Source organism: Tropicimonas marinistellae, assembly GCF_001509585.1.
In the GTDB taxonomy this organism is placed as follows: Bacteria; Pseudomonadota; Alphaproteobacteria; order Rhodobacterales; family Rhodobacteraceae; genus Tropicimonas; species Tropicimonas marinistellae.
This window is the reverse complement of sequence record NZ_LNCI01000002.1, coordinates 267,375-288,341: the sequence shown is the minus strand read 5'-3', so window position 1 is coordinate 288,341 and position 20,967 is coordinate 267,375. Positions and strand designations below refer to the sequence as shown.

The 20,967-nt window shown below is 64.9% G+C and carries 20 protein-coding genes; 8 read left to right on the top strand and 12 right to left on the bottom strand.

Annotated features, from left to right (window positions below):
* From ARC39_RS04695 to fahA, 5 genes are all read left to right on the top strand, one after another.
* The gene (locus tag ARC39_RS04695; RefSeq protein WP_068110789.1) at positions 1-954 is read left to right on the top strand and encodes a hydroxymethylglutaryl-CoA lyase; all 954 of its coding nucleotides are present in this window, start codon (positions 1-3) and stop codon (positions 952-954) included.
* Positions 955-1,038: 84 nt separating this feature from the next.
* Positions 1,039-2,040, top strand: a complete 1,002-nt coding sequence (gene dctP / locus ARC39_RS04690) for a TRAP transporter substrate-binding protein DctP (RefSeq protein ID WP_149866312.1) — start codon at positions 1,039-1,041, stop codon at positions 2,038-2,040.
* A gap of 4 nt (positions 2,041-2,044) precedes the next feature.
* Positions 2,045-2,575, top strand: a complete 531-nt coding sequence (locus tag ARC39_RS04685) for a TRAP transporter small permease (RefSeq protein WP_068110784.1) — start codon at positions 2,045-2,047, stop codon at positions 2,573-2,575.
* Positions 2,572-3,855 (top strand): TRAP transporter large permease, encoded by a 1,284-nt coding sequence (locus ARC39_RS04680; protein WP_068110781.1) that lies wholly within the window; start codon positions 2,572-2,574, stop codon positions 3,853-3,855. Before ARC39_RS04685 ends, ARC39_RS04680 begins: the two co-directional genes overlap by 4 nt.
* 48 nt (positions 3,856-3,903) lie before the next feature.
* On the top strand, positions 3,904-5,190 hold the full coding sequence (fahA, locus tag ARC39_RS04675) for a fumarylacetoacetase (RefSeq protein WP_236545124.1): 1,287 nt from the start codon (positions 3,904-3,906) through the stop codon (positions 5,188-5,190).
* Positions 5,191-5,760: 570 nt separating this feature from the next.
* Here fahA and ARC39_RS04670 read toward each other — a convergent pair.
* Positions 5,761-8,082 carry a DUF2309 domain-containing protein gene (locus ARC39_RS04670; RefSeq protein ID WP_068110776.1) on the bottom strand — a complete coding sequence of 774 codons (2,322 nt, stop codon included), beginning with the start codon at positions 8,080-8,082 and terminating at the stop codon, positions 5,761-5,763.
* Positions 8,083-8,085: 3 nt separating this feature from the next.
* Positions 8,086-9,735: a proton-conducting transporter transmembrane domain-containing protein gene (locus ARC39_RS04665; protein ID WP_236545123.1), complete on the bottom strand. Its 1,650-nt coding sequence runs from the start codon at positions 9,733-9,735 to the stop codon at positions 8,086-8,088.
* Positions 9,736-9,833: 98 nt separating this feature from the next.
* On the opposite strand from ARC39_RS04665, the gene ARC39_RS04660 reads away from it, so the two are divergent.
* Entirely contained in the window at positions 9,834-10,703 is an 870-nt protein-coding gene (locus ARC39_RS04660; protein ID WP_068110775.1) for a LysR family transcriptional regulator, read from the top strand.
* Here the strand turns inward: ARC39_RS04660 and ARC39_RS04655 are convergent, their stop codons facing one another.
* From ARC39_RS04655 to ARC39_RS04610, 10 genes are all read right to left on the bottom strand, one after another.
* Positions 10,704-12,401 (bottom strand): proton-conducting transporter transmembrane domain-containing protein, encoded by a 1,698-nt coding sequence (locus ARC39_RS04655; protein WP_068110774.1) that lies wholly within the window; start codon positions 12,399-12,401, stop codon positions 10,704-10,706. It lies immediately after the preceding gene.
* Positions 12,398-13,870 carry a complex I subunit 5 family protein gene (locus tag ARC39_RS04650; protein ID WP_068110773.1) on the bottom strand — a complete coding sequence of 491 codons (1,473 nt, stop codon included), beginning with the start codon at positions 13,868-13,870 and terminating at the stop codon, positions 12,398-12,400. Before ARC39_RS04650 ends, ARC39_RS04655 begins: the two co-directional genes overlap by 4 nt.
* The gene (locus ARC39_RS04645; protein WP_068110772.1) at positions 13,867-15,276 is read right to left on the bottom strand and encodes a complex I subunit 5 family protein; all 1,410 of its coding nucleotides are present in this window, start codon (positions 15,274-15,276) and stop codon (positions 13,867-13,869) included. Before ARC39_RS04645 ends, ARC39_RS04650 begins: the two co-directional genes overlap by 4 nt.
* Positions 15,269-15,544: an NADH-quinone oxidoreductase subunit K gene (locus tag ARC39_RS04640; protein WP_068110771.1), complete on the bottom strand. Its 276-nt coding sequence runs from the start codon at positions 15,542-15,544 to the stop codon at positions 15,269-15,271. The genes ARC39_RS04645 and ARC39_RS04640 overlap by 8 nt, the downstream gene beginning before the upstream one ends.
* 1 nt (position 15,545) lies before the next feature.
* Complete coding sequence (gene mbhE, locus ARC39_RS04635; protein WP_068110770.1) at positions 15,546-16,436, bottom strand: hydrogen gas-evolving membrane-bound hydrogenase subunit E; 891 nt, start codon at positions 16,434-16,436, stop codon at positions 15,546-15,548.
* Complete coding sequence (locus ARC39_RS04630) at positions 16,436-16,741, bottom strand: cation:proton antiporter (protein WP_068110769.1); 306 nt, start codon at positions 16,739-16,741, stop codon at positions 16,436-16,438. The genes mbhE and ARC39_RS04630 overlap by 1 nt, the downstream gene beginning before the upstream one ends.
* Positions 16,738-16,989 carry a monovalent cation/H+ antiporter complex subunit F gene (locus ARC39_RS04625; RefSeq protein WP_068110768.1) on the bottom strand — a complete coding sequence of 84 codons (252 nt, stop codon included), beginning with the start codon at positions 16,987-16,989 and terminating at the stop codon, positions 16,738-16,740. The genes ARC39_RS04630 and ARC39_RS04625 overlap by 4 nt, the downstream gene beginning before the upstream one ends.
* Positions 16,986-17,567: a Na+/H+ antiporter subunit E gene (locus tag ARC39_RS04620; protein ID WP_068110767.1), complete on the bottom strand. Its 582-nt coding sequence runs from the start codon at positions 17,565-17,567 to the stop codon at positions 16,986-16,988. The genes ARC39_RS04625 and ARC39_RS04620 overlap by 4 nt, the downstream gene beginning before the upstream one ends.
* Before the next feature lie 482 nt (positions 17,568-18,049).
* Entirely contained in the window at positions 18,050-18,838 is a 789-nt protein-coding gene (locus tag ARC39_RS04615; RefSeq protein ID WP_068110764.1) for an anti-sigma factor family protein, read from the bottom strand.
* A 13-nt stretch (positions 18,839-18,851) separates the two neighbouring features.
* On the bottom strand, positions 18,852-19,361 hold the full coding sequence (locus tag ARC39_RS04610; protein ID WP_068110761.1) for a sigma-70 family RNA polymerase sigma factor: 510 nt from the start codon (positions 19,359-19,361) through the stop codon (positions 18,852-18,854).
* 176 nt (positions 19,362-19,537) lie between these two features.
* Between ARC39_RS04610 and ARC39_RS04605 the strand changes: the two genes are divergently transcribed.
* On the top strand, positions 19,538-20,548 hold the full coding sequence (locus ARC39_RS04605) for a DUF2333 family protein (protein WP_068110758.1): 1,011 nt from the start codon (positions 19,538-19,540) through the stop codon (positions 20,546-20,548).
* Between the two features lie 31 nt (positions 20,549-20,579).
* Complete coding sequence (locus tag ARC39_RS04600; protein ID WP_068110754.1) at positions 20,580-20,945, top strand: hypothetical protein; 366 nt, start codon at positions 20,580-20,582, stop codon at positions 20,943-20,945.
* Positions 20,946-20,967 lie beyond the last annotated feature (22 nt).

Genomic DNA, 20,967 nt, shown 5'->3' with positions numbered 1-20,967 from the left:
ATGGCTGATGTTCACAAAGCCTATCCCGCCGGCCAGATCGCCATTCGCGAAGTCGGCTTGCGCGACGGTCTCCAGCTCACGAAATCCTGGCCGTCGACCGAACAAAAGACACGATGGATCGAACAGGACTATGCCGCCGGCATCCGCTATTTCGAAGTCGGTTCGTTCCTGCCGGCCGACAAGGTGCCGCGGTTTGCTGATGTGCGCGAGGTGATCGCCGCCGTCGACGGACATGGCGATGCGCATGGCATCGCCCTTGCCCTGAACCAGCGCGGCGCGACGGATGCGCTAACGACCCCGGTGGATGAGATCACGGTGGTGATCTCGGCCAGCCAGGCCCACAACGAAGCCAATGTCCGCCGCACACAGGAGCAGAGCCTCGCCGAGATTGCAAATGTGGTGAGGCTGCGCGACGAGGCCGGCAAGGACACGATCATCAATGTGGGCATCGCGATGGCTTTCGGTTGCTCGCTGTCGGGCGAGGTTCCGCAGGATGACGTGATGCGCATGGTGGATCGGTGCTTCGAGGCCGGCGTCGACATGGTCGGGCTGGCAGACACGGTCGGCTACGCAGGCCCCCGCCAGATTGCCTCGCTCTGCGCACGCATAGAGCACCGCCTCGGCAATCTGCCCTACGTGATCCACTTGCATGACACCCGTGGGCTCGGACTCGCCAATGCGTCAGCGGCGCTCGATGCCGGCTGCCGCGTTTTCGACGCCTCGCTTGCCGGCTTGGGAGGGTGTCCCTTCGCGCCCGGCGCGACCGGCAACGTGGTTTTGGAGGATCTGGTCTTTCTCGCGGAGACGAAGGGATACGCGACAGGCATCGACCTCGATGGGGTCCTCGCGACCCGTTCGATCCTCGCAGAGGCCATGCCGGAAGAGGCGCTTCATGGCGCGCTTGCCCAGGCTGGCCCGCCGGGAACGCTTGATTGGCGCGCCCGGGCCGCCTGACGGAGCAACGACCGCTGGGGAGGCGGTTTGGCAACGGTGGCACAGCGCCACGACAGACAAGAACCTGAAATGGGAGGACACCAAATGAAAACGAAACTTCTGACGACCGCGCTCGGCACCGTGCTATTCGCCGGTGCTTTCGCCCCGGCCAGCGCCGAAACCCCAATGCGTTGCAGCCATCAGCTGCCGCCGACGCATACCGTTGCAACGGTCATCGACCGTTGGGCGGAAGAGGTCGAAACGCTCTCGAATGGCGAGATCGACGTGCAGATCTTCGGCGCGGACAGCCTCGTCGGCGCCAAGGAAAACATCGTCGCCACCGCGAAGGGCGATATTGAATGCGCCTTCTCGGTGCAGTTCCAGTGGGGCAAAACCCTACCGATCATGACTGTGACGACCGCACCCTACGCGTTCTCGGACCTCAACATCTGGCGCAATTGGGACGGCTCCGAAGCCGCCGACTTCCTGGAGGAGAAACTGCGCTCCAAGGGCGTGGAGAACGTGGTCTGGCTCTTCCAGACCAACAGTTCGGTCTTCACGTCCAAGGGCAAGTTCCTGACCACGCCGGCAGATTTCGACGGGATGAAGGTTCGTGGCCTGACGCCGGCCTTCGACGCCGGCCTCGCTGCCCTAGGTGCCGCGCCGACCGCGCTTCCGGGCTCCGAAGTCTACCAGGCGCTCGCAACCGGCGTGATCGACGGCGCGATGACCGGGACGGACGCCGCCGTGTCGCGGAAGTACTACGAGGTACAGGACCATTTCGTGGTCTCGCCGGTGATCTCGGTCTTCTTCCACGGCTACGTGAACCCGAAATTCTACGAGGGCCTGTCCGACGAGGCCAAGGCCGCGCTGTCCGAAGCTGGCGAGAAGGCCGCTGTCTGGGCAGTCGAGGCCGCCGAGGAGGCGCTTGCCGGGGCGCCGGCGGAACTGGAGGCAAAGGGCGTTCAGGTCCATATCGCGAGCGACGAAGAAAACGCCGCGATGGAAGCCGTGATGCGTCCGGCCTTCGACGAGGCGTTCAAGTCCGACGATCCGGACAGCCAAACCCTGCTGGGACTGATCGACCAACTTCGTTCGGGCTCCTGACGCAATGTCCGGAAACGCCAACGACAAGGAGGCGGCCTCGGCCGCCCCCTTCACCGAGCGGCTTTTAGCGCCAGTCGTCTGGGCCGGCGGCGCGATCAGCACACTGCTGATCCTCGCCGCGCTCGGCCTGACAACCTACTCCGTCTTCATGCGCTACGTGATCGGCCGCCCGCCGGTCTGGATCGATGACCTCACGGGCATGCTTCTGGTCGCCCTGGTCATGTTTGGTGTCGCTGAAGCCTATCGGCGTGGGAACCATATCTCCATCGACCTGCTGACCGAGACGCTGACGCATCGGGGGGATATCCTGCGCTGGATCTGGAGCGATCTCTGCGTGCTGGCCTTTTCTGTCGTGCTGGGGCTCAGCACCTGGGAAGCAATCGAATTCGCCCACAGTTTCGGTTCCTTCACGTCAGGTGCCATCGAGATCCAATCCTGGATTCCGCAGGTGCCGATGCTTGTCGGGGCCATCCTGCTTGGGCTCTTTGCCATTGCGCGCCTGATTGGCCGCGTCCTGAAAGAACTGCGCCGATGACCGCATTCCTGATCTTCACCGGATTGATCCTGCTGCTCCTGACCGGCATCCCAATCTTTGCGGCACTTGGGCTCACCGCGACAGTTATCCTGCTGATCTTCGAGGGCGGGATCGGCTCCGTCGCAGACACAGTCTATGCCCACCTTAACAAGCCGATCCTGACCACGATCCCACTCTTCGTCTTCATGGCGCAGGTCATGATGCGCGCCAAGGTGATCGACGACCTCTACGAGATGGCCCACACGCTGATCGGGCATATCCGCGGCGGTCTCGGTGTCGCCACGGTCATGGCCTGCACGATCTTCGCTGCCATCTCTGGTTCTTCCGTCGCCACGGCACTCTCGGTCGGTTCGAGTGCGATCCCGCAAATGCAGCGCTACGGCTACCCGAGACGCCAAGCGCTCGGCGTGGTCGCGGCCGGCGGTACGCTCGGCATCCTGATCCCGCCATCTGGGCCGATGATTCTCTACTCAATCGTTTCCGAGGCCTCGGTCGGCGCGCTCTTTCTCGCCGGGATCGTGCCGGGGTTGCTTCTCGCGCTGATCTTTGCCGGCTATTCGATCGTGAGCGCCACGCTCCGCGGCGGCGACCGCCCCGCCTTCGCGGGAATGCCGAAGATCCTGCGCGCAATCCGAAACTCGATCTGGGCCCTCATGGCACCGCCGGTGGTAATGGGAGGAATCTACCTCGGGATCTTCACTGCCGCAGAGGCGGCAGCAGCTGGCTCCGTCTATGCGCTACTGGTCGCCGTTCTCGTCTATCGCAATTTCGGGCTGAAGGACCTCTGGGACTGCGCCTATTCCTCCATGCGCACCTCGATGATGGTGTTCATGATCATCGCCGGCGCCGCGATGTTCGGCCATGCCATAACCATCATCCGGCTGCCCGTCGGCGTCACCGAAATGGTCGCCGAGATTGGCCTCGGCCCGCTGGGCTTCATGCTCATGGTCATGGCGATGATCTTCGTGATGGGAATGTTCTTCGAATCAATCGCGATCATCCTGATCACCACACCGATCCTGCTGCCGACGATGAACGCGTTGGAGATCGACCTCGTCTGGTACGGCGTGCTGCTGATGATCAATCTGGAACTGGCGATGATCACCCCGCCGGTTGGCATGAATCTCTTTGTCATCAAGGGCATCACAGACGCCTCTCTCACCGAGGTGGTTCGCGGTGCCTTCCCCTACGTGCTCTTGATGCTGTTCGGCCTCGTCCTCCTGCTGATGATGCCGGGGCTGGCGACATGGCTTCCGTATTCCGCCGGGTTCGGACGCTGACCATGGGCGGGCGCCGTTTCGCCCGCCCAGCATGAAAGGAACTCTTTGGTGCTGGACCAGACCAACGACCCCACCCTCCGCAGCTGGGTCGATGCCGCCAACGTTGCGGATTGTGACTTCCCGATCCAGAACCTGCCCTACGGTTCCTTTAACGTCCGAGGTACCCAGAGGCGGTTGGGGGTGGCGATCGGCGACCAGGTGCTTGATCTCCCCGCGGCCGTCGATGCGGGCCTGTTGCAGATTGGCGATGCTGCGGGCGCACTGCGCGCTTCCACGCTCAATGCATTCATGGCGGAGGGGCCAGCAAGCTGGAGCGTGCTGCGCCTTGCCCTGAGCCATCTTCTATCGTCCGGGAACGCGCTTCTGCGCGACGACGACGCTCTGCGGGCGCGCGTTCTGCATCCGATGGAGAGCGTCACGCTCCACCTGCCCTTCGATATTGCGGAATACACCGATTTCTATGCCAGCCGGCATCACGCGTTCAACGTCGGCTCCATGTTCCGAGGGCCAGAGAATGCGCTACCGCCGAACTGGCTCCACATCCCAATCGGCTACAATGGCCGCGCCTCCTCGGTGGTGGTCTCCGGTACGCCGGTGCGGCGCCCCTGGGGACAGGTGAAAGGCTCAGAGGACAGCGCGCCGCGTTTCGCCCCCTCCGCACGCTTCGATATCGAGCTTGAAATTGGGGCCATCGTGGGAGTGCCTTCGGACCGCCCGCTTACGGTCGGCGAAGCCTTCGAGAACATTTTCGGCTATGTGCTTCTGAACGACTGGTCGGCGCGCGACATTCAGGCCTGGGAATACCAGCCGCTTGGCCCGTTTCAGTCCAAAGCCACTGCCACGTCGCTCTCACCCTGGGTTGTGACCGCCGCGGCACTGGAGCCGTTCCGGGTGGACACACCGGCGCGGGAGGTCCCGCTGCCACCGCATCTGCGGGACGCAGGGCCGATGCTCTATGACATCGCGCTCGACGTGGCGCTGGCGCCGGAGGGCGGTCGAGAGACGGTGATTTCCCGGACGAATTACCGGGAGATGTATTATTCCACGGCACAGCAACTGGCCCATCACAGCACCTGCGGCTGCCCAATGCGAGTGGGGGATCTTCTCGGGTCCGGCACGATATCGGGCCCCGAGCCGGGCAGTCGCGGCTCGCTCCTTGAACTGAGCTGGGGCGGCAGGGACCCCGTCGAAATCGACGGCGGCACGCGTACATTCATCGAGGATGGCGACACACTCACGCTGCGCGGGCATGCGCAGGGCGACGGTTTCCGGATCGGTTTCGGGGAGTGCTGCGGGACGCTCCTTCCGGTGAAGACGCCGCAACGTGACAGCTGATCGGAGCGGGATCAGGAACACCGGACAGTCCATCTTCGATGCGCTCATCGCGTGCGTGGACACCGTCTTCGGCATTCCTGGCGCACATATGTACAATTTCAACGACGCGTTCCAACGCGCCTAAAACCATTTCCGCTCTCTCTGCCCTGAAATGAACGAGCCCCCGGACACGTGGCCTATGGATCTGCCCAATCAACCGAACAGCCGGAGGTCCAAACCGTGGTGCCCGAGGCGGGTGGGCAAAATTCGGGCACAGTTCTTCCTAACGCCTACGGCGCAAACGCGCCCTTGCTCTGCGTGACTACCCTTCGGCCCTGCCCCCAGCAGTGGCCGGTCTCGTCTTTTTCACCGTTGGCGCTGGAGATACCGGTTACGACCCCCGACGGGTGGCGTCAGACGGTTTCAAATTCACCTCCGAGTAAACTGAGAGCCTGCCCCGTGTACCGCACCGTGTCGGTGCCACTCGGCGAGAGCGGGGCGTGCTTGTTGGTGAGAAGCCAGGCTAACCTCATGTTCGAGTAGATCCTTTTGGTTCCCAAAGCGACCTGCCAAGGAAGGTCGCTCGTCTTCCTAGTGAGGCACTCCGGGCATGGGCTGAATATGCAGCCAACCTGCGTCATGCATCGTCTTGACCAAGGGAACCCGGCTCAGAGCGCTGTCAATCAATGCGCGGGGCGCGGCGATCCGAACCTGCAAGCGGACAGGCTCATGAACCTTGAAGTCTCCAATCGTGGTGCCCTGCAGCGATGGTCCCCCGCGCAGCGCACCGGAGGTGCCGTCCAATACACCGAAACCGCCAACAACATTATGGACGAGCTTGTTCCCGGCGCTGAAGGCTTCCGGCACCACGGTCGCACCGTAATACTGCAGGTTGATCCATGCCGCGACGCAAACGGGCCCGCCAAGGATCTGCGCCAGCCAGTTTCCATCTGGATCGTTGTTGGCATCGTAGTCGTGCAGAAAGGCGCGTCCGGTGAGATCTCGTCCCAATGTCGCTGCGCGTGGGGCTGCGATGAACCACGAACACCCGGCCAGACCCCATTCAACGCGGGTCTGCGCCCAGTCGGTGCCGCGTTCTACCAGTGCGTTCGGATCCGAGCGACCGGGCAACGACACCGCCCGCTCGGCCCGCGCCATCGCACTGGCCCGCTTGAGCGCGTCCTGCAGCGACTTGACCGATGGTTCGTGACGCACACCCACTGGGTCTTCGGAAAACAGCGTGACAGCGTCGGTCGCGGTGTCATGGATTGCGGCCCTGAACACAGTCAAGTCCGGGATCTCGATGCCCCGCGCGGCGAGTGCGCGCCGCAGCGGGGTTTCGTTCAGAAGCTGTGCCAGCGCCCGCGCATTGGTCGCACCGCTATGGCCACCACAGGCCCCGCATTGCAGCAGACCGGACTGAGCATCATTGGTGACATGTGCCTCGTGGCCAACAAAGACGACCAGCGGCGCAAAGGGCCCGGTCAAGCCCATCGCGCGGAGAGCAGATTCCGCTACCTCAACTGCCTCCGGACCGGATGGATCGAGCGTCAGCTGTGGCGCGGGACCGTGGTCGCTGTCGCTCCGGCTGCGCGAAAGCGAGCCCACGAAGAGATCGCCGGCCCGCAGAAGGCCGGCAGATTCGACAAAGGCAAAGCTCGAAACCGCCGCCCTGGAAAAGCGCGAGACGGCACGCGTTGCCCTCCCCTGAATACGCCGCACCGTATCGTCGGCGCACCTTTCCCGCGACTCCAGGGCCGGGCTCAGCAGGACCGGGCAATGCGCCTCGGTCTCGTTCGAGGCGGCCGGGCGATGCGTCAGGGTCAGCCCGAAGAATCCCGCCGCGCCATGGGTGCGGATATCCGGGGCGACCGTTTCGAGCGCGCGGCGATAGCGTTCCGAACGGACGTCGATGCAGAAGACCAGTTGCGCCGAGATGTCGGGGGGCGTTTCCGGCTGAGCCGTGGCTGCGAGCACCCCGTCGAGCCGGCGGCCGGAGGCGATTTCCGATGCCCGCAGAAGAACGGCATCGACAAGATGGTCGATGCGCGCACGGATCGGTTGACGGTGCCGCTGGCACGCCGCTCCCCAGCCCTCGACGACGGCCGCGCCGAACTGCGCGTAGAGCGCTTGTTCCCAGACCAGTCGGATCGTGAGCATCTCGCAAAGCGTGCTGTCGGCCTCACCCGCGAGTTCCGCCTCCCACGAGAGATGACGGGCATGTCCGGCCCAACCGCCCATGTCCCAAAGCAACCGCCGGAAGGCCGCTGGCGCCGCGTCTGAATCGATACCAAGAGCGACACAAGCTTCGGCAAGCGCTCGTACCGGGTTACGGTCGGTCTGGCTCACCAGTTCTGCAAACCCGGCGCAGCCGAGGATTTCCGGCGTAAGGTCATGTGTCGCCCAGTCCCGCCAGTCGGCCCAGGCGGAAGGGCGCGGCGCACGACCCCACAGCGCGTGGCCCCGGTCGAAATACCCCTGAGCCCAGGCGCCGATCCTCTCGGTCACGAGACCGGGCCAATCCGTCCCAACAGCCGCGGCGGCAAGCTCGGCCACAGTCGGGGTCGCGGTGGCCATCGGCGCGGTCTCGTGCAACGCGGCCAGCACCGACAATAGGTTCACACCCGTCCCGGGCGAAAGCTCGTCCAGGGCTTGCTCGATGTCGGCCTCGGTCACCTCTCCACGCGCAATCCGGCTGGCGTGATATGCTCGATCGGGAAAAATCCGCAGCCCGGCCGCGCGCTCCAGTCGCGCAGCCGCCAGCGCGATCGAAATGTCGGCTTGTCCGTGGAATGGGTTCACCGCCACGGCCCGATCCAGCGGGAAAAGCGGCGCCATCTCCTTGGCGGCCTCCTCGGCGGCAGCGAGATAGGTCTGAAGCTCAGGGATAAAGTCCTCGTGTTTGATGAACATCTCTTAGACCTCCACAGGTTTCTTGGCATTTGAACGCTTGGGGATGGGATCGGCAGGCAATTGCGTGCCGGGCGCGTCGATTACGGGGGAAATCGGGACCGGGACCGGTATCTTGGCCCAGGCTCCGACCAGACGATCTGTCAGGGCATTGAGGTAAAGGCCATTTGCAAGGTGGATGCGTAGGCCGCGGGCGGCCGGATGCGCGGACCAGGCCGGCAACAATGCCTGCACCACCGCCAAGGCACCGAAACTCGCGACGGTGAGTGCGATCATTGCCCATTCCAGCGGACCTGCCACCGGAGTCGGAGGCAGGGCGCCGGCGGTCATTGCATTGGCCAACCACTGGAAGGCGAAATAGCCAGTTGCGAAAAGTGCCGAGGCACGGGCCGTCGCCACACCAAGCGCGCGGGGGGCCTCGTCGGCCAGTCCCTGGGCCACGAGATAGGCGATGCCAAGAACGAGGATCGCCCCAAGGGCAACCGCCTGTGGCGACTTTTCAACAAGCCCGAGCGGCAGTCCGACCAAAACGTAGATCGCCAGCGCAATGCCCATGGCGCGCCCCACGGCCCGGGCGCCCGGGATCGCGACCGGTCCGAGGCGACGCGCAGCTTGCACGGTTTTCGCCGCATCGGCAGCGGTCAGGAAGGCGTGTGCCTTGTAAAGCGAGTGTGCAACGACATGAAGCAGCGCGAGGGCGAACAGGCCGAAGCCGCATTGGAGCACCATGAACCCCATCTGCGAAATGGTGGACCAGGCCAACGCCGTTTTTGCCGCCGGTTGCGTGAGCATTACCAGCGCACCGATCAGCGCCGAGAGGCCACCGATCAATACGAGCGCCGCAAGTATGGCCGGCGCGCCAAGCATGACGTCTGCGAAGCGGATCAGAAGGAAACCGCCTGCATTGACCACCCCGGCATGAAGCAGCGCCGAGACTGGCGTGGGTGCCTCCATGACCTCGGTCAACCAGCCATGCGCTGGCAATAGAGCCGACTTGAGGATCGCGGCAAGTGCGAGAAAACCGGCGGCAGCGACGGCCGCGAGCGGTAGATCGCCGCTGCGCGCAGCTTCGGCAATCGCTGCGATCTCGGACGTGCCGAAGGCAATCACCAGCAAACCTGCCGCCGCGACCAAGGCGAAATCCGCGCAGCGCGCCACGAGCATCTTCTTACGCGCGGCTCGCCGTGCTCCGGCGCGCTCGGGATAGAAAATCAGCAACCGATTCACACCGATGCCGGTCAGCGCCCATCCCAGCACGAGCTGCGCAAGGTGGCCGGCAGAAACAAGTAACATCACGCCCGCAAGCGTCACACTTAGCCAGCCTGTGAAATGCCCTTCCTTCCGCTCGCCTTGCAGGTGGGTTGCAGAGAAACGCAGGATGACCCAGGCCAACCCGCTGGTGAGCAGCAACATGACCACCGAGACGATGTCGAGCCGTACCGAGAAGCCAATCTCTCCGAAGCCCAGCACCGGAGACGTGATCGAGCCGGTCAACGGCAGCGTTGCGGCAGCGATCACGGACAAGCCGAATGCAACCAGTGCGGCACTTTCCGGCCCGCGCGGCGGGCGGTCGGGCATGCGGGTTTCCCGGAACCGCACTGCGCCCGCGATCAGAACAGCCAACGGGGCGAGCAACAAGAGCAGGACGGCGTTCACGGGGCGTCTCCTTCGGCAATGGTTTCGTCGGTTATGGTGGACGCGCGATCCAATGAAAAATACAATGATTAGGACGAAACGTTCTATTCAGGTGAACGATGGCCAATCTGAACTACAACCACCTGCGCTATTTCCACGCCGTGGCGCATGAGGGGAACCTGACGCGCGCAGCAGACCTGCTGAACCTGTCGCAATCTGCGCTTTCCACCCAGGTTCGGGCGCTGGAGGCTCGACTGGGCCATGACCTGTTCGAGCGACGCGGGCGCGCTTTGCACCTGACCGAAGCTGGCCGGATCACCCTTGAACATGCCGACGCGATCTTTGCAGCCGGACGCGATCTGGTAGACACGCTGGGACAGACCGGACAAGTGCGGCGGGCCTTCCGCGTTGGGGCCGAAGCTACGTTGTCGCGGAACTTCCAGATGCGCTTTCTGGCGCCGCTTGTCGGGCGAAGCGACACCGACCTAGTGCTGCGCTCCGGAAGGCTGGGAGAATTGCTCGAAGGCCTGCGCGCCCATGCGCTCGACGTGATCCTAGGAACGACACCGCCTCCTGACGACGCACTGGGGCGCATCGAGGCACATCTGATCTCGGAACAACCGATCTCGATCGTCGGCAGTTCAGTGCGCATGGCCGGTAGCCTTGCCGATGTCTTGGGCCGCGAGCCCATCGTCCTACCGGCGCGGGGCTCCGAGATTCGCACCGGGTTCGACGCGCTGGCAAACCGGCTCGGCGCGCATTGCCAAATCGCTGCGGAGATCGAGGACATGGCGATGATGCGCCTGATGGTCAGGGCGGATATGGGCGTTGCGCTGGTGCCTCCGGTCGTTGTCGCAGACGAATTGGCCTCGGGGCGATTGGTCGAGCATGCCGAGACAACCGGGTTGACGGAGCGGTTCTGGGCGATGACCTTCCCGCGCCGTTTCCCCAATCCCTTGGTACGGCAGTTGATCGAGGCGAACCTTTAATCATGGTCCGGTGATCTCAGGTGGATTGCCCGGCGGCTCGGCCGCCGGTTCCGGCAAGAGCGCGAAGAGAGCAAGAGCAGCGGTCATGCCAAGAATTGCCAGCGACCCTTGCTCAGGCCGTGCAACGCTAAGGCGGCCGCGGCGCAGGACAAGACCACGGGAGTTGCGCGGCGGTGGCGGCAGGGCCAGCAGGGGCTCGGGTTCGGGTTCACGGCGGAACACCCCGAGCAGTTCTCCGGGCGCCGGCGGATCAACCCGCAAGCGCGTGGCGCGTGTCAGCACGAGCGCGGCCAAAGCAAAGACTACGGCCATTGCGACGGGCAGAAAATCGGCGAGCTTGATGGACGCGGACGCAACAACGCTCACCGGCGCAAGCGAAAGGCCGGCCCCGGAGAGAAGGACAAGCCCAAACCATGGCAGGATCGCATCGGGCGGCACGGAGGGTTTGTGTTCGGCCGACCCAAGAAGCAAGAGCGCGCGTATCATCAGCAGCGCTGTGCCGAGACTGGCAAGAATGAGCGCCGGGGCGAGCCACAGCATCCACCCTTGCGGCATGTCCACAAGGGCCGATTTCAGGGCGTCCTTGGCGGAAAACCCACCCGTTCCCGGAAGTCCGGCCAGCGCGAGTGCCGGTAGGGCCAGTGTCAACAAGATGGCACGCCGGGTAGCGCCCCGCGGAGACGCCCAGACAGCAGGCACGCCGAGGAAGAGCCCAGCCTTGGCAAAGGCGTGGACCGTCGCGAGCAGGATCAATGCCGGGGCGATCAGCGACCAGCTTTCGGGCGCAGCGAGAGCCGCCGCGAGACCGAGTGCCATCAGGCTCATTTGGCCGATGCTCGAATAGGCGAGGACGGATTTCGGATCGCCCTGCACCAGCCCCAGGGCAGGAGCCAAGACCAACCCGGCCAGCGCCATTGCGGCCAGTGTGGCTGCGGCCGCGGGCCATGCAGCGTCGCCAAGCGGCAGCACGATCATCAGACCGAAGAGGCCGGCCTTGAGCATGGCACCTGAGAGCACGGCGCTGGCCGGGGCGGGCGCTGCGGAATGCGCCAGGGGCAGCCACAGATGCAGCGGGACAGCGCCCAGCTTGACGAGCAACCCGCCTGCGGCCAGGGCCACGGCCAACGGCGGCACGCCCTCCCCGCCCATCGCGGACAAGGCAAGCTCTCCGGTGGCGAAGGCACCCATGGCAAGCCCGGCGAAGAGTGCGACCTCCCCTGCGACGGCAAAGGCGATATAGATCTTTCCGGCAAAGCGCTGTGCCACGCCACCGCCATGCAGGACGAGGCCCCAGGACGCGAGGCTCATCATCGAGAAGAAGCTATAGAAGGAGGCCATGTCCTGCGCGATGAGCAGGCCGAAATTACCGCTCATGGCCAGTAGGAAACAGGCGAGGAAGCGATCGCGATGCGGGTCGTCGGCCAGAAGCCGCAGCGCTTGCCAGCCCGCAAGTCCCCATAGGGCTGCGGTGAAGAAGAGGAAAGCCGCACCAATATCGGTCAGTGCAAACTCGGCGCCGAGAAGCAGCCAGTCGAGCCGGACCGGCATCGGGCTGGGCGCGGCAAGTGCGGCCAACAGCGCCGGCAGCGCCGCAAGGGGCAGCAGGGTGCGCAACGCGTCGCGCGCCTGCGGCAGGGCGAACAGGACAAGCAGCGCGAGCGGCGCGGCGGGGACGAGCCAAAGCGGAAGGGCGATCATAGATACTCCAGGGAAACGATGAATCGGGTCCAGCCGAGCGGGCTGAAGGGTGCGCTGGCCAGCAGACCGGCAGCAAGAACCAGCGTGGCCGTGGTGGCGGGCGGAATGGCGAGCATCCAGCCAAGACGGCGGCCGGGCGTGGCGCCTTCGGGAACCGGGCAGAACCAGCCGCGATAGAGGATCGGCAGGAAATAGGCGGCGTTGAGCAGGCTGGAGCCAGCGAGCAGCGCGATCACCATCGGTTGGCCGGCATCGAGGCCGCCGGCGCCGAGATACCACTTGCTCACGAAGCCAGCCAGTGGCGGGATGCCGATCATGCCAAGCGCGCCGACGGTGAAGGCGAGCATTGCGCCGGGCATGCGCTGGCCCATGCCATCCATCGCGCGCACGGTCTTCACGCCCTCGCCTTCGGCGAAATTACCGGCAGCGAGGAAAAGGGTGATCTTCATGATCCCCTGATGCACCAGATGCGCAAGCCCGCCGATGGCCGCCACCGGCGAGATCAGCGCAACGCCGAGCGTGATGTAGCTCACCTGGCTGACGGTCGAATAGGCAAGACGCTTCTTCAGGTCGTCCTGCGTCAGGGCGCGGAACGAGCCCCAGAGGATCGTGAGCGCGGCCAGCCCGGCGAGCGGCGCGGCGAGCCCCATCGCCTGTACGGTCTCGACGCCATAGACGTCGTAGACGATCCGCATAATGCCGAAGGCACCGGCCTTGACCACCGCGACCGCGTGCAGGAGCGCGCTGACAGGTGCGGGCGCAACCATGGAAAGCGGCAGCCAGCCATGCAGCGGCACCAGCGCGGCCTTGACCCCGACGCCGGCGATCAGCAGCACGAAGATCGCGGTAAGCGCCAGCGGCGCGGTCTGGGGCAACTCGCCCAGAACGCCACGCGGTTCGAAAGCGACCTCGCCCGCCAGCGCGTAGAGCCAGATCGTTCCCAGCGTCAGCGCCAGCCCGCCGCCCAGCGTGTAGGCGAGATAGATCCGCCCGGCGCGGTGCGCCTCGGACGTGCCGCGATGCACCACGAGCGGCCATGTCGCCAGCGTCAGCAGTTCGAAGAAGACCAGGAAGGTGAAGAGGTTCCCGGCCATGGCGATGCCGACGGTGGAGGCGACGCAGAGGCTGAAGAATCCGAAGAAGCGGCTGCGATCCGTGCCGCCTTCGAGATAGCCCACGGCATAGATCGTCGTCAGCAGCCACAGGATGGAGGAGAGCGCGAGGAAGAGCACCGACAGCGCGTCCGCCTGCAGGTGCAGCTCCAGCCCCGGCGCGATGCTGTGCCGGAGGTCGAAGCTGGCGCCATGTGCCACCTCATAGGATAGCCACGCGACCAGCGCCACCTTCAGCGATGCGGCGGCAAGGTTAAAGCCGGTGCGCAGACGGCGGGCGCTGTCCGGCATCATCAGGATGACCGGCGCGACGCCAAGGGAGGTCATCAGGATGGCAAGGGGCAGAACGGAACTCATGCGAACGGGGTCTCCAGAAGCGTGATGGGAAGGGCGGCGGCGAGCCCGAGCAGCAAGGCGCCTGTGGCTAGACCGAGGGCTGCGACGTCGCCGGTGCGCCAGGGCGGGCGCTGCGCGGTCGCCGCGACATGCGGGCCGCCCCGCAGGCAGCGCGAGACGACGCGGGAGAGATAGGCCGCCGATAGCGCGGTGCCGAGCAGGATCAGCGCGATCCAGTGGATGCCACCTTCGTCGATCAGCCCCTCGATCAGGAACCATTTGCCGATGAAGCCGGCGGTGGGCGGCAGGCCGACGAGGCTGATCGCGGCGATGGCAAAGGCGAACTCGGCCGGCCCCGGGCGCAGCTCCTCGCGGTTCAGGCCGGAGATCCGGTCATGGCCGAGGGCTTCGGCTATCCGGCCCACGGCGAGAAACATCGCCGCCTTTGCCAGCGCATGCGAGAGCATCAGGAGCGCCGCCGCTTGCCAGAGGCCGGTTTCAAACGGATTGCCCGCCACCCCGATGGCCAGCGCGATCAGGCCGATCTGGGCCACGGTTGAATGCGCGACCAGCAGCTTCAGCCGTTCGGCGCGCAGCGCGTTCCAGGCCCCCCAGAGCATGCCACCGGCGCCGAGGACAGCCAGCGTGTTACGCAGGAACTCCGTCCCCGCGCCACCTTCCAGCGAGAGCCGGAGCACGAGGTAGAGCGCCCCCTTCACCACCAACGCCGACAGCAGCGCACTGGCCGCAGGCGCGGCGCTGGAATGGGCGGCCGGCATCCAGAAGTGCAGCGGAAAGAGCGCGGCCTTGACGACCAGCCCGGCGGCGATAAGCGCCAGGGCGATGCGGCCGGTGTCGCTCTGCGTGAGCAGGACGACGGCCTCCATGTCCACCCGGCCGGTCACCGAATAGCTGAGCGCAATGCCGAGCAGCACCAACAGGCTGCCCACGAGGCCGGCTGTCAGGTAGTCGAAGGCGGCGCGCAGGGCGGCACGCGTACCGGCCAGGGCGGTCAGGCCCACCGCCGCCAGCCCGAGGATCTCGAAGGCGACATAGATGTTGAAGAGATCCGAGGAGAGAAACAGCCCGTTGAGCGCGCCCAATGTCGCCATCCAGAGCGGCCAGAACCCCGCGCGCGCCGGTCCCGCGGCGGCTTGCAGACTGACGGCGAGGCCGACGATCGCGGTCATGGCGAGCATGACGCCGGCAAGGCCGTCGGCGACAAAGGCGATGCCGAGCGGCGCCGCCCAGTCGCCGATTGCCTCGGTGACCGGGCCACCCTGGAGGATCTGCCGTCCGAGATTGGCCGCTAGGAGCGCGTTGAGCGCGGTGGCGAGGGCCCCGACAGCGGCGGCCTGCGGTGGCAGGGCCGCGGTCAGCACGGCCGCGAGAAGCGGCAACAGCACAATGAGCGAGATGTCACTCATCGCGTGCCTCCGCGACCCGCTCGGCCAGCGCCAGAAGCGCGGCGGTGACACCGACCAACACGACAATGCCGGTCAGGATGAAGGCTTGCGGCACGGCGTCCGTTCCCGCCGCACCACGCGCCGCCACCAGCAGCACCATGGCGATGCCGATGGCGAGCACATTCAGCCCCAGCACCCGCATAAGCAGGTCGGCGCTGGTGGCCAGCCGGAAGAGTGCAAGGCCGATCAATCCGGCTCCGGAGAGGAGGAAGGCGAAGTCAGAAATCATATCAGTGTCTTTCGGCGGGTCCAAAGAAGAGAAGCAGCAGTGTTGCGGCGATGGAGAGGGTGAGCGCGCTCTCTATCGCGATGATCCAGGCCTTGGCGGCGCCCGCGGGATAGCCAAGCAGCGCGCCGGTCAGCAGTTCGGCGGCAAGGGCCGCGACCGCGAAAGCGGCCAGACCGAGTATAGAGAGCCACGCCAGCCCGGCCCGGCCCCAGCGGATCGGGCGAACCGCCCCGCTCAAGCCGAGCGCGATGGCGCCGCCAGCCAGCACCGCGCCGGCCTGAAAGGCGCCTCCGGGCGCATGGCCACCCTGCCACAGCAGATGGCCGGCCAGCAGGATGGTCAGCGGCAGGACCACGCGGGCGAAGGGCAGCATCAGCGGTCCGAGCGGCGCAATGCGCGGGCGTACCGGCTTGACCACGGCAACGACGGCGAGCGCCGCGAACAGCACGGCGATCTCCAGCAGCGTGTCCCAGGCGCGGAAATTGAGCAGGACCGCGGTGACCGGGTTCTCCACACCGCTCTCCGGCACTGCTACGGCGACGAGCGGCGGATAGGCCGGGGCGGCACCGATGCTCATGCTGGTCCAAACGATCGCGCCGCCCACCGCGACCGACAGCACCCCGGCTCCGAGCCATTGCGCAGAAGGCAACGGCTTTGTCGGCGCCGCGGGAATGCGGTGCGCGCTTCGCAGGAGCAGTGCGCCGGTCAGGCCCGCGCCGATGGCCGCTTCGGCCAGCGCCACATCCGGCGCGCCGAGGCGCAGCCAGGCAAGGGCGATCAGCAACCCCATCACCAAGAAGGCCGCGACCGCGGCGATCCGGTCGCGCGCAAAGAGTGCCATCGCCGCGGCGACGAGACAGGCGGCAGCTAGGACAGCATCGAACACCATCATCACGGCGACTCCTCCTGAGATGAGGCGGATTCAACGTGATCCCGCGCGATCAGGTGGCCAGTCGTGGCGCCGGACAGGGCGACCAGCAACGTGCAGAGCAGGAGCGAGAGCGTCGCGGCGAAGCTCTGTGCGAGGCAGGCTGCGCCGAGCGCGATCAGCGCGACCCCGGCCGTGTCGGCCTTGGTCAGGACATGCAGGCGCGAGAGCAGGTCCGGCAGGCGCCAGACGCCGAGTGCGGCCATTGCGAGAAATGCGGTTCCCGCGATCATGAGGCCGATACCGGCAAAATGCAGCAGTTCCGTCATGCGTTCCTCCGACCAAGCGCGACGAAGGCGATTCCAGCCACCGCGGCCAGCGCGGCAAAGACCAGAGCGATGTCGAACAGCGCCGGTGCGGCTTCCGCCGCGCCGAGCAACAGCAGAATGGCGACCGTGCCTGTTCCAGCCAATTGCATGGCGAGGATACGGTCCGCCGCATCACGCGCGAGGACGAGTCGTGGTAGCACTGCCAATGTCGCTGCGAGCGTCACCAAGGTGAGGATGTCGAGGATCATGAGGCGTCTCCATCGAGTGACAGGCGGAAGAGACCGGCGATGCGAGCTTCCAGCGCATCCAGATCGGCCCGCGCGGCTGGGCCGCAGTCGAGCGCATGCACGGTGAGCTGGTCCCCCTCCAACCGGACGGTCAGGGTTCCGGGCAAAAGCGTAATAAGGAGGGCAAACAGCCTGCGCGGGCGTCCTTCGGCGAGGCGTGTACGGAAGTTCAGGCACCCCGAACGCAGCCGGCTTGGAACAAGGGTAAACATGCTCACGTCGCGCGCGCCCCGAAGAACGCCCGCGAAGACAAACCCCGCAAGGCGCAACGCGCCAACAACGGAGAAAGTTTGAGGTGGTGAAACGGGTAGCAAGCATGTCGCCGCGGCACCGGCGACCACGGTCGGCAAGCCGATCACCCAGCTGGTGGGATCATCCCAGTGCAGTGCGGCCCAGATCGCGGCCAGCGCTGCGCCCGACCCGAGCATTCCCCTGACGCGACCCGGCGTGTCGGATTCCCGATGCGGTCGCCTGGGCAGTATCACGAGGTGATCGGTCTGCAGATGCAGATCCCGCGGGAATTCATGACGAATCTTCATCGGATCTCCTTGGGCAGCGTCAAACGGCGCTGTTCGAGGGATCCGACATCACAACCGGCTGCCATTCGGTTGCCAGAGGGGCCCGGATCCGGGTCTCCTGTTCTTGTTTCACTTACGGTCGCGGTCGGCATTGGCTGCGCGACCGTCAAATAAAAGACGCGCGAAGACGCGGTTTCATCCCTGTTGGAAGGCAAAAAATGAGAGGGCCGACGCGGTGGTCGGCCCTCAAGGTGCGGAGCGGGATGTGAGCAGGACGAGGGACGCTCCGCAAGAAGATGGGATTGAATTGCCCGTGTTCACGTTTGGCGCGTTGCCACGCGGCTCATCTTCAAGCACGCTTGGCAAGTTTGATCCCAAAACCACCGGACCGGGGAAAATAGCAGATCCAGCCGCAAAGTCCGACTTGATCGCTGTTTGTGGCGGACACCCGATGTGGCCTCAACCGCCCCTATGGACCCGCGAAAATCAGCGATCACCCAAGGTCAAGTCTTGCTCGACAGGTCCATCGCGATTTTCTGTACGTCCTCCGCACCGCCCTCGCCCACAAGGGCGAAGTCGACATCGGCCGTGCGCCAGTATCCAACCGACCGGCTCGGGTAGTCGACGATGGTGAGCGGCCCGATAGGCTCCGATTTCGGATGCTGGGCCAGCGTGAGTGTGTAGCGCGAACCGTTGCCATCTTCATAGACATACTGCGCCAGCGGACCCTCCTTGGTGCCCAACAAGCGAGCGCCGACCAGCGCCACACCATATTCGTCAAGATCCGGTGCCGATATTGGAACGCCAATCTTGCCAGAGAACCAATCCGCCGCGCCATCGACTGCAGCTCCGGCAAACTCGACGGGATAGTCGGGATCTTCGGCAAAGACCTGATGGGCACCGACTGCTTCGGAGACATATTCGGGAACGCCCGCAGTCGGGGCGGTGACCGTCGCATGTCCCCACCAGCCAAAGGCCATGAGGGCACATGCGGCGGCAACCTGCGCGCCGGCGCGGAACCAGCCGAGGCTGGGCCTGTGCGAAAGAGGAACGGTGCGCTGAGCTAACCTGTCGGCCAGTCGGCGCTTCAACCGCTCGGTCTGCAGATCCGCCGGCCCGGTGTCGATCGCTTGCAGCGCTTCAACGACCAGGCCTTTCTGACGTGACAGAGTTTCAAGCGTTTGGCGGGCCTCCGGATCACGGGCCAGACGCGCCTCCAGTTCGGCGGCTTCCTCGGGGCCAAGCTCGCCATCGATATAGGCGTTCAATGTGTTCTGGGCTTCTGTTGTCATTGTATCAGCCTCCTTAAACGACGAGTTTCAGACGCTTCGATTTCAGTCCGCCCACGATCTTGCGGAGCGCTGCACGACCCCGCCCCAGACGGCTGTAGAAAGTTCCAAGCGGAAGATCGAGCGTACGCGCGGCGTCGGCGTAGCTCATCTCCTTGATGGCCACGAGCACGATGGGCAGACGCTGCGCTTCGGGCAGTTCCTGCAAGGCATCGAGCACCTGCTGCAACTCGATCCGCTTGGTCGGGTCGATGTTCTCGACCGCCTCCGGGATCAGGAGCCGGGCATCCTCGCGCACCTTGTGGCGCCGCCTCTCGCTTACGTGAGTGTTGTGCAGAATGCGGAAGAGCCAAACCCGCAGATCGCTCCCTGGCTGCCATTGGTCGGCAGCGGCAATCGCCTTGGTCAAAGTCTCCTGGACAAGATCGTCGGCCGCGTCGCGGTTACGCGTCAAAACCATCGCGTAACGCCTCAAGCTGGCGACATACTCGTCAAGATTCCTTTCCAATTCAGAGCGCGCGTCCATTATCTTTGACATCTCCTGCTTTCACATCCTGAGACACATACGTCTGTCGTCAGGAATTCATCCCCTCCTCGCGGAAATTTTTTTCGGCCGGTTTTTTGCGCGGTGTTTTCGTTTTGCGCGGGATGAAACCCGCGGCTGCGGCGTTGTTGTGTCATAGCCGCAAGGGGAAGAGCCCAGTGACAACGCATGACCACCTGAACGACACCCACGGAGCCTCGCTCCTGCCTGTGCCCGCAAAACCGCAAGAGGCGCGTCCGCGGCACAAGCGTCGTCGGTTTCGCGTCGTGCGGAGCGCGCGTGTTCTGGGGATCGGGGTGGTGCTATGGGCCGTTGTTGGCTACGGCGTTCTCGGTCCTCTCAAGCATTCGATCATCACCGCCCCGCCCGCGAGCGAGGCCGAGGATGCTACCGGAAGCGCCGCCATCTCGGCCGCAGCCGCGATCATTCGACGCGAGCTCGACGAGAACGGCTGGACGCCAAACGATCCGGTCATTGCTCCTGCCGCGGTTCTCGACAACATGCCGAATTTCCAAACGGGGATCATCGATGCGGTTGGTCGATTCAGCTTCGAGATGCTCGATCAGATTGCACGTACACGCGGGTCTTCCAGCGACGATCCGGACCTGGAACGAGCAACCGGCTTCCTACAGTTTCCGCCGGATATCTGGATCTGGGAGCCGTCTCGCTCGCTCCTTCCTTCCGTTTCGTCCGAGTCGCAATATCGCCAAGGGCTCGCGGCGCTGGAGCGGTACAATGCGCGCCTTGCTCAAGGCGAGGCGGTGTTCGAACGTCGCGCCGATACTCTGGCAGCCACGCTCTCGCGGATCTCGGCCGATCTCGGCGCGCAGACCGCGCAACTCGAGCGGGCCCAGGATACCGGCTGGTGGATATTGAGCCGTCGCGCCGACGATGTCTTCTACCACAACAAGGGCATGCTGCATGGCTATCATGTTCTGCTCTCCGGACTGGGGCATGACTTCGACCGGGTGATCCGGGAGCGCGGCCTTGGCATGATCTGGAACCAGGCGCTCGACGGCCTCGAAAAAGGCGCGGAACTTCAACCGCTTGTCGTGCTCAACGGCGACCGCGACAGGTCAATCTTCGCCAACCATCTCGCGTTGCAGGGTTTCTACATGAAACGCGCAATCCTGCAGCTGGAAGAAGCGGTCAACGTCCTCGCCGTCTGACCCGCGGCATAAAAAACTGGAGATTTACGACATGTTCAAACGCCTATTCTCGACGTCCGGCTCATCCCGGGCGGAAGCAGACGGTTTGCCTCGCCGGTGGGGTTTGACAGGCCTCCGGCAAGCCTATGACGATTGGCGCTTCGGCCGTGACATCGCCGCAATCATGGCCGTGTTTGACCGCCTGTCCGATCGCCAGCTTGACCTGATCGGCGTGTCCCGCGACAGCCTCTACAATACCGTCGAAGAGATGATCCTTGCTGCGGAACGGGAGCGCATGCTCGGCCTTGAGGTCGTTGCTTTGCTCGAAGCACCCGTCGATGTGCAACCGGAAGCGCAGGACACACTGTCTTTCGAATCTGATCTTCCATCCGAGAAAAAGGAACGGCAAGCGGCATAAGCCCGAACGGCTTCAATCAAGC

Bases quoted from the DNA above. Each gene is read 5' to 3' on its own strand.
- ARC39_RS04680 (WP_068110781.1), top strand. From the start codon at position 2,572: ATGACCGCATTCCTGATCTTCACCGGATTGATCCTGCTGCTCCTGACC.
- mbhE (WP_068110770.1), bottom strand. From the start codon at position 16,436: ATGATGGTGTTCGATGCTGTCCTAGCTGCCGCCTGTCTCGTCGCCGCG.
- ARC39_RS04610 (WP_068110761.1), bottom strand. From the start codon at position 19,361: ATGGACGCGCGCTCTGAATTGGAAAGGAATCTTGACGAGTATGTCGCC.
- ARC39_RS04650 (WP_068110773.1), bottom strand. From the start codon at position 13,870: ATGAGTTCCGTTCTGCCCCTTGCCATCCTGATGACCTCCCTTGGCGTC.
- ARC39_RS04630 (WP_068110769.1), bottom strand. From the start codon at position 16,741: ATGACGGAACTGCTGCATTTTGCCGGTATCGGCCTCATGATCGCGGGA.
- ARC39_RS04655 (WP_068110774.1), bottom strand. From the start codon at position 12,401: ATGATCGCCCTTCCGCTTTGGCTCGTCCCCGCCGCGCCGCTCGCGCTG.
- ARC39_RS04620 (WP_068110767.1), bottom strand. From the start codon at position 17,567: ATGAAGATTCGTCATGAATTCCCGCGGGATCTGCATCTGCAGACCGAT.
- ARC39_RS04645 (WP_068110772.1), bottom strand. From the start codon at position 15,276: ATGAGTGACATCTCGCTCATTGTGCTGTTGCCGCTTCTCGCGGCCGTG.
- ARC39_RS04670 (WP_068110776.1), bottom strand. From the start codon at position 8,082: ATGTTCATCAAACACGAGGACTTTATCCCTGAGCTTCAGACCTATCTC.
- ARC39_RS04600 (WP_068110754.1), top strand. From the start codon at position 20,580: ATGTTCAAACGCCTATTCTCGACGTCCGGCTCATCCCGGGCGGAAGCA.
- dctP (WP_149866312.1), top strand. From the start codon at position 1,039: ATGAAAACGAAACTTCTGACGACCGCGCTCGGCACCGTGCTATTCGCC.
- ARC39_RS04660 (WP_068110775.1), top strand. From the start codon at position 9,834: ATGGCCAATCTGAACTACAACCACCTGCGCTATTTCCACGCCGTGGCG.
- ARC39_RS04685 (WP_068110784.1), top strand. From the start codon at position 2,045: ATGTCCGGAAACGCCAACGACAAGGAGGCGGCCTCGGCCGCCCCCTTC.
- ARC39_RS04640 (WP_068110771.1), bottom strand. From the start codon at position 15,544: ATGATTTCTGACTTCGCCTTCCTCCTCTCCGGAGCCGGATTGATCGGC.
- ARC39_RS04625 (WP_068110768.1), bottom strand. From the start codon at position 16,989: ATGATCCTCGACATCCTCACCTTGGTGACGCTCGCAGCGACATTGGCA.
- ARC39_RS04615 (WP_068110764.1), bottom strand. From the start codon at position 18,838: ATGACAACAGAAGCCCAGAACACATTGAACGCCTATATCGATGGCGAG.
- ARC39_RS04695 (WP_068110789.1), top strand. From the start codon at position 1: ATGGCTGATGTTCACAAAGCCTATCCCGCCGGCCAGATCGCCATTCGC.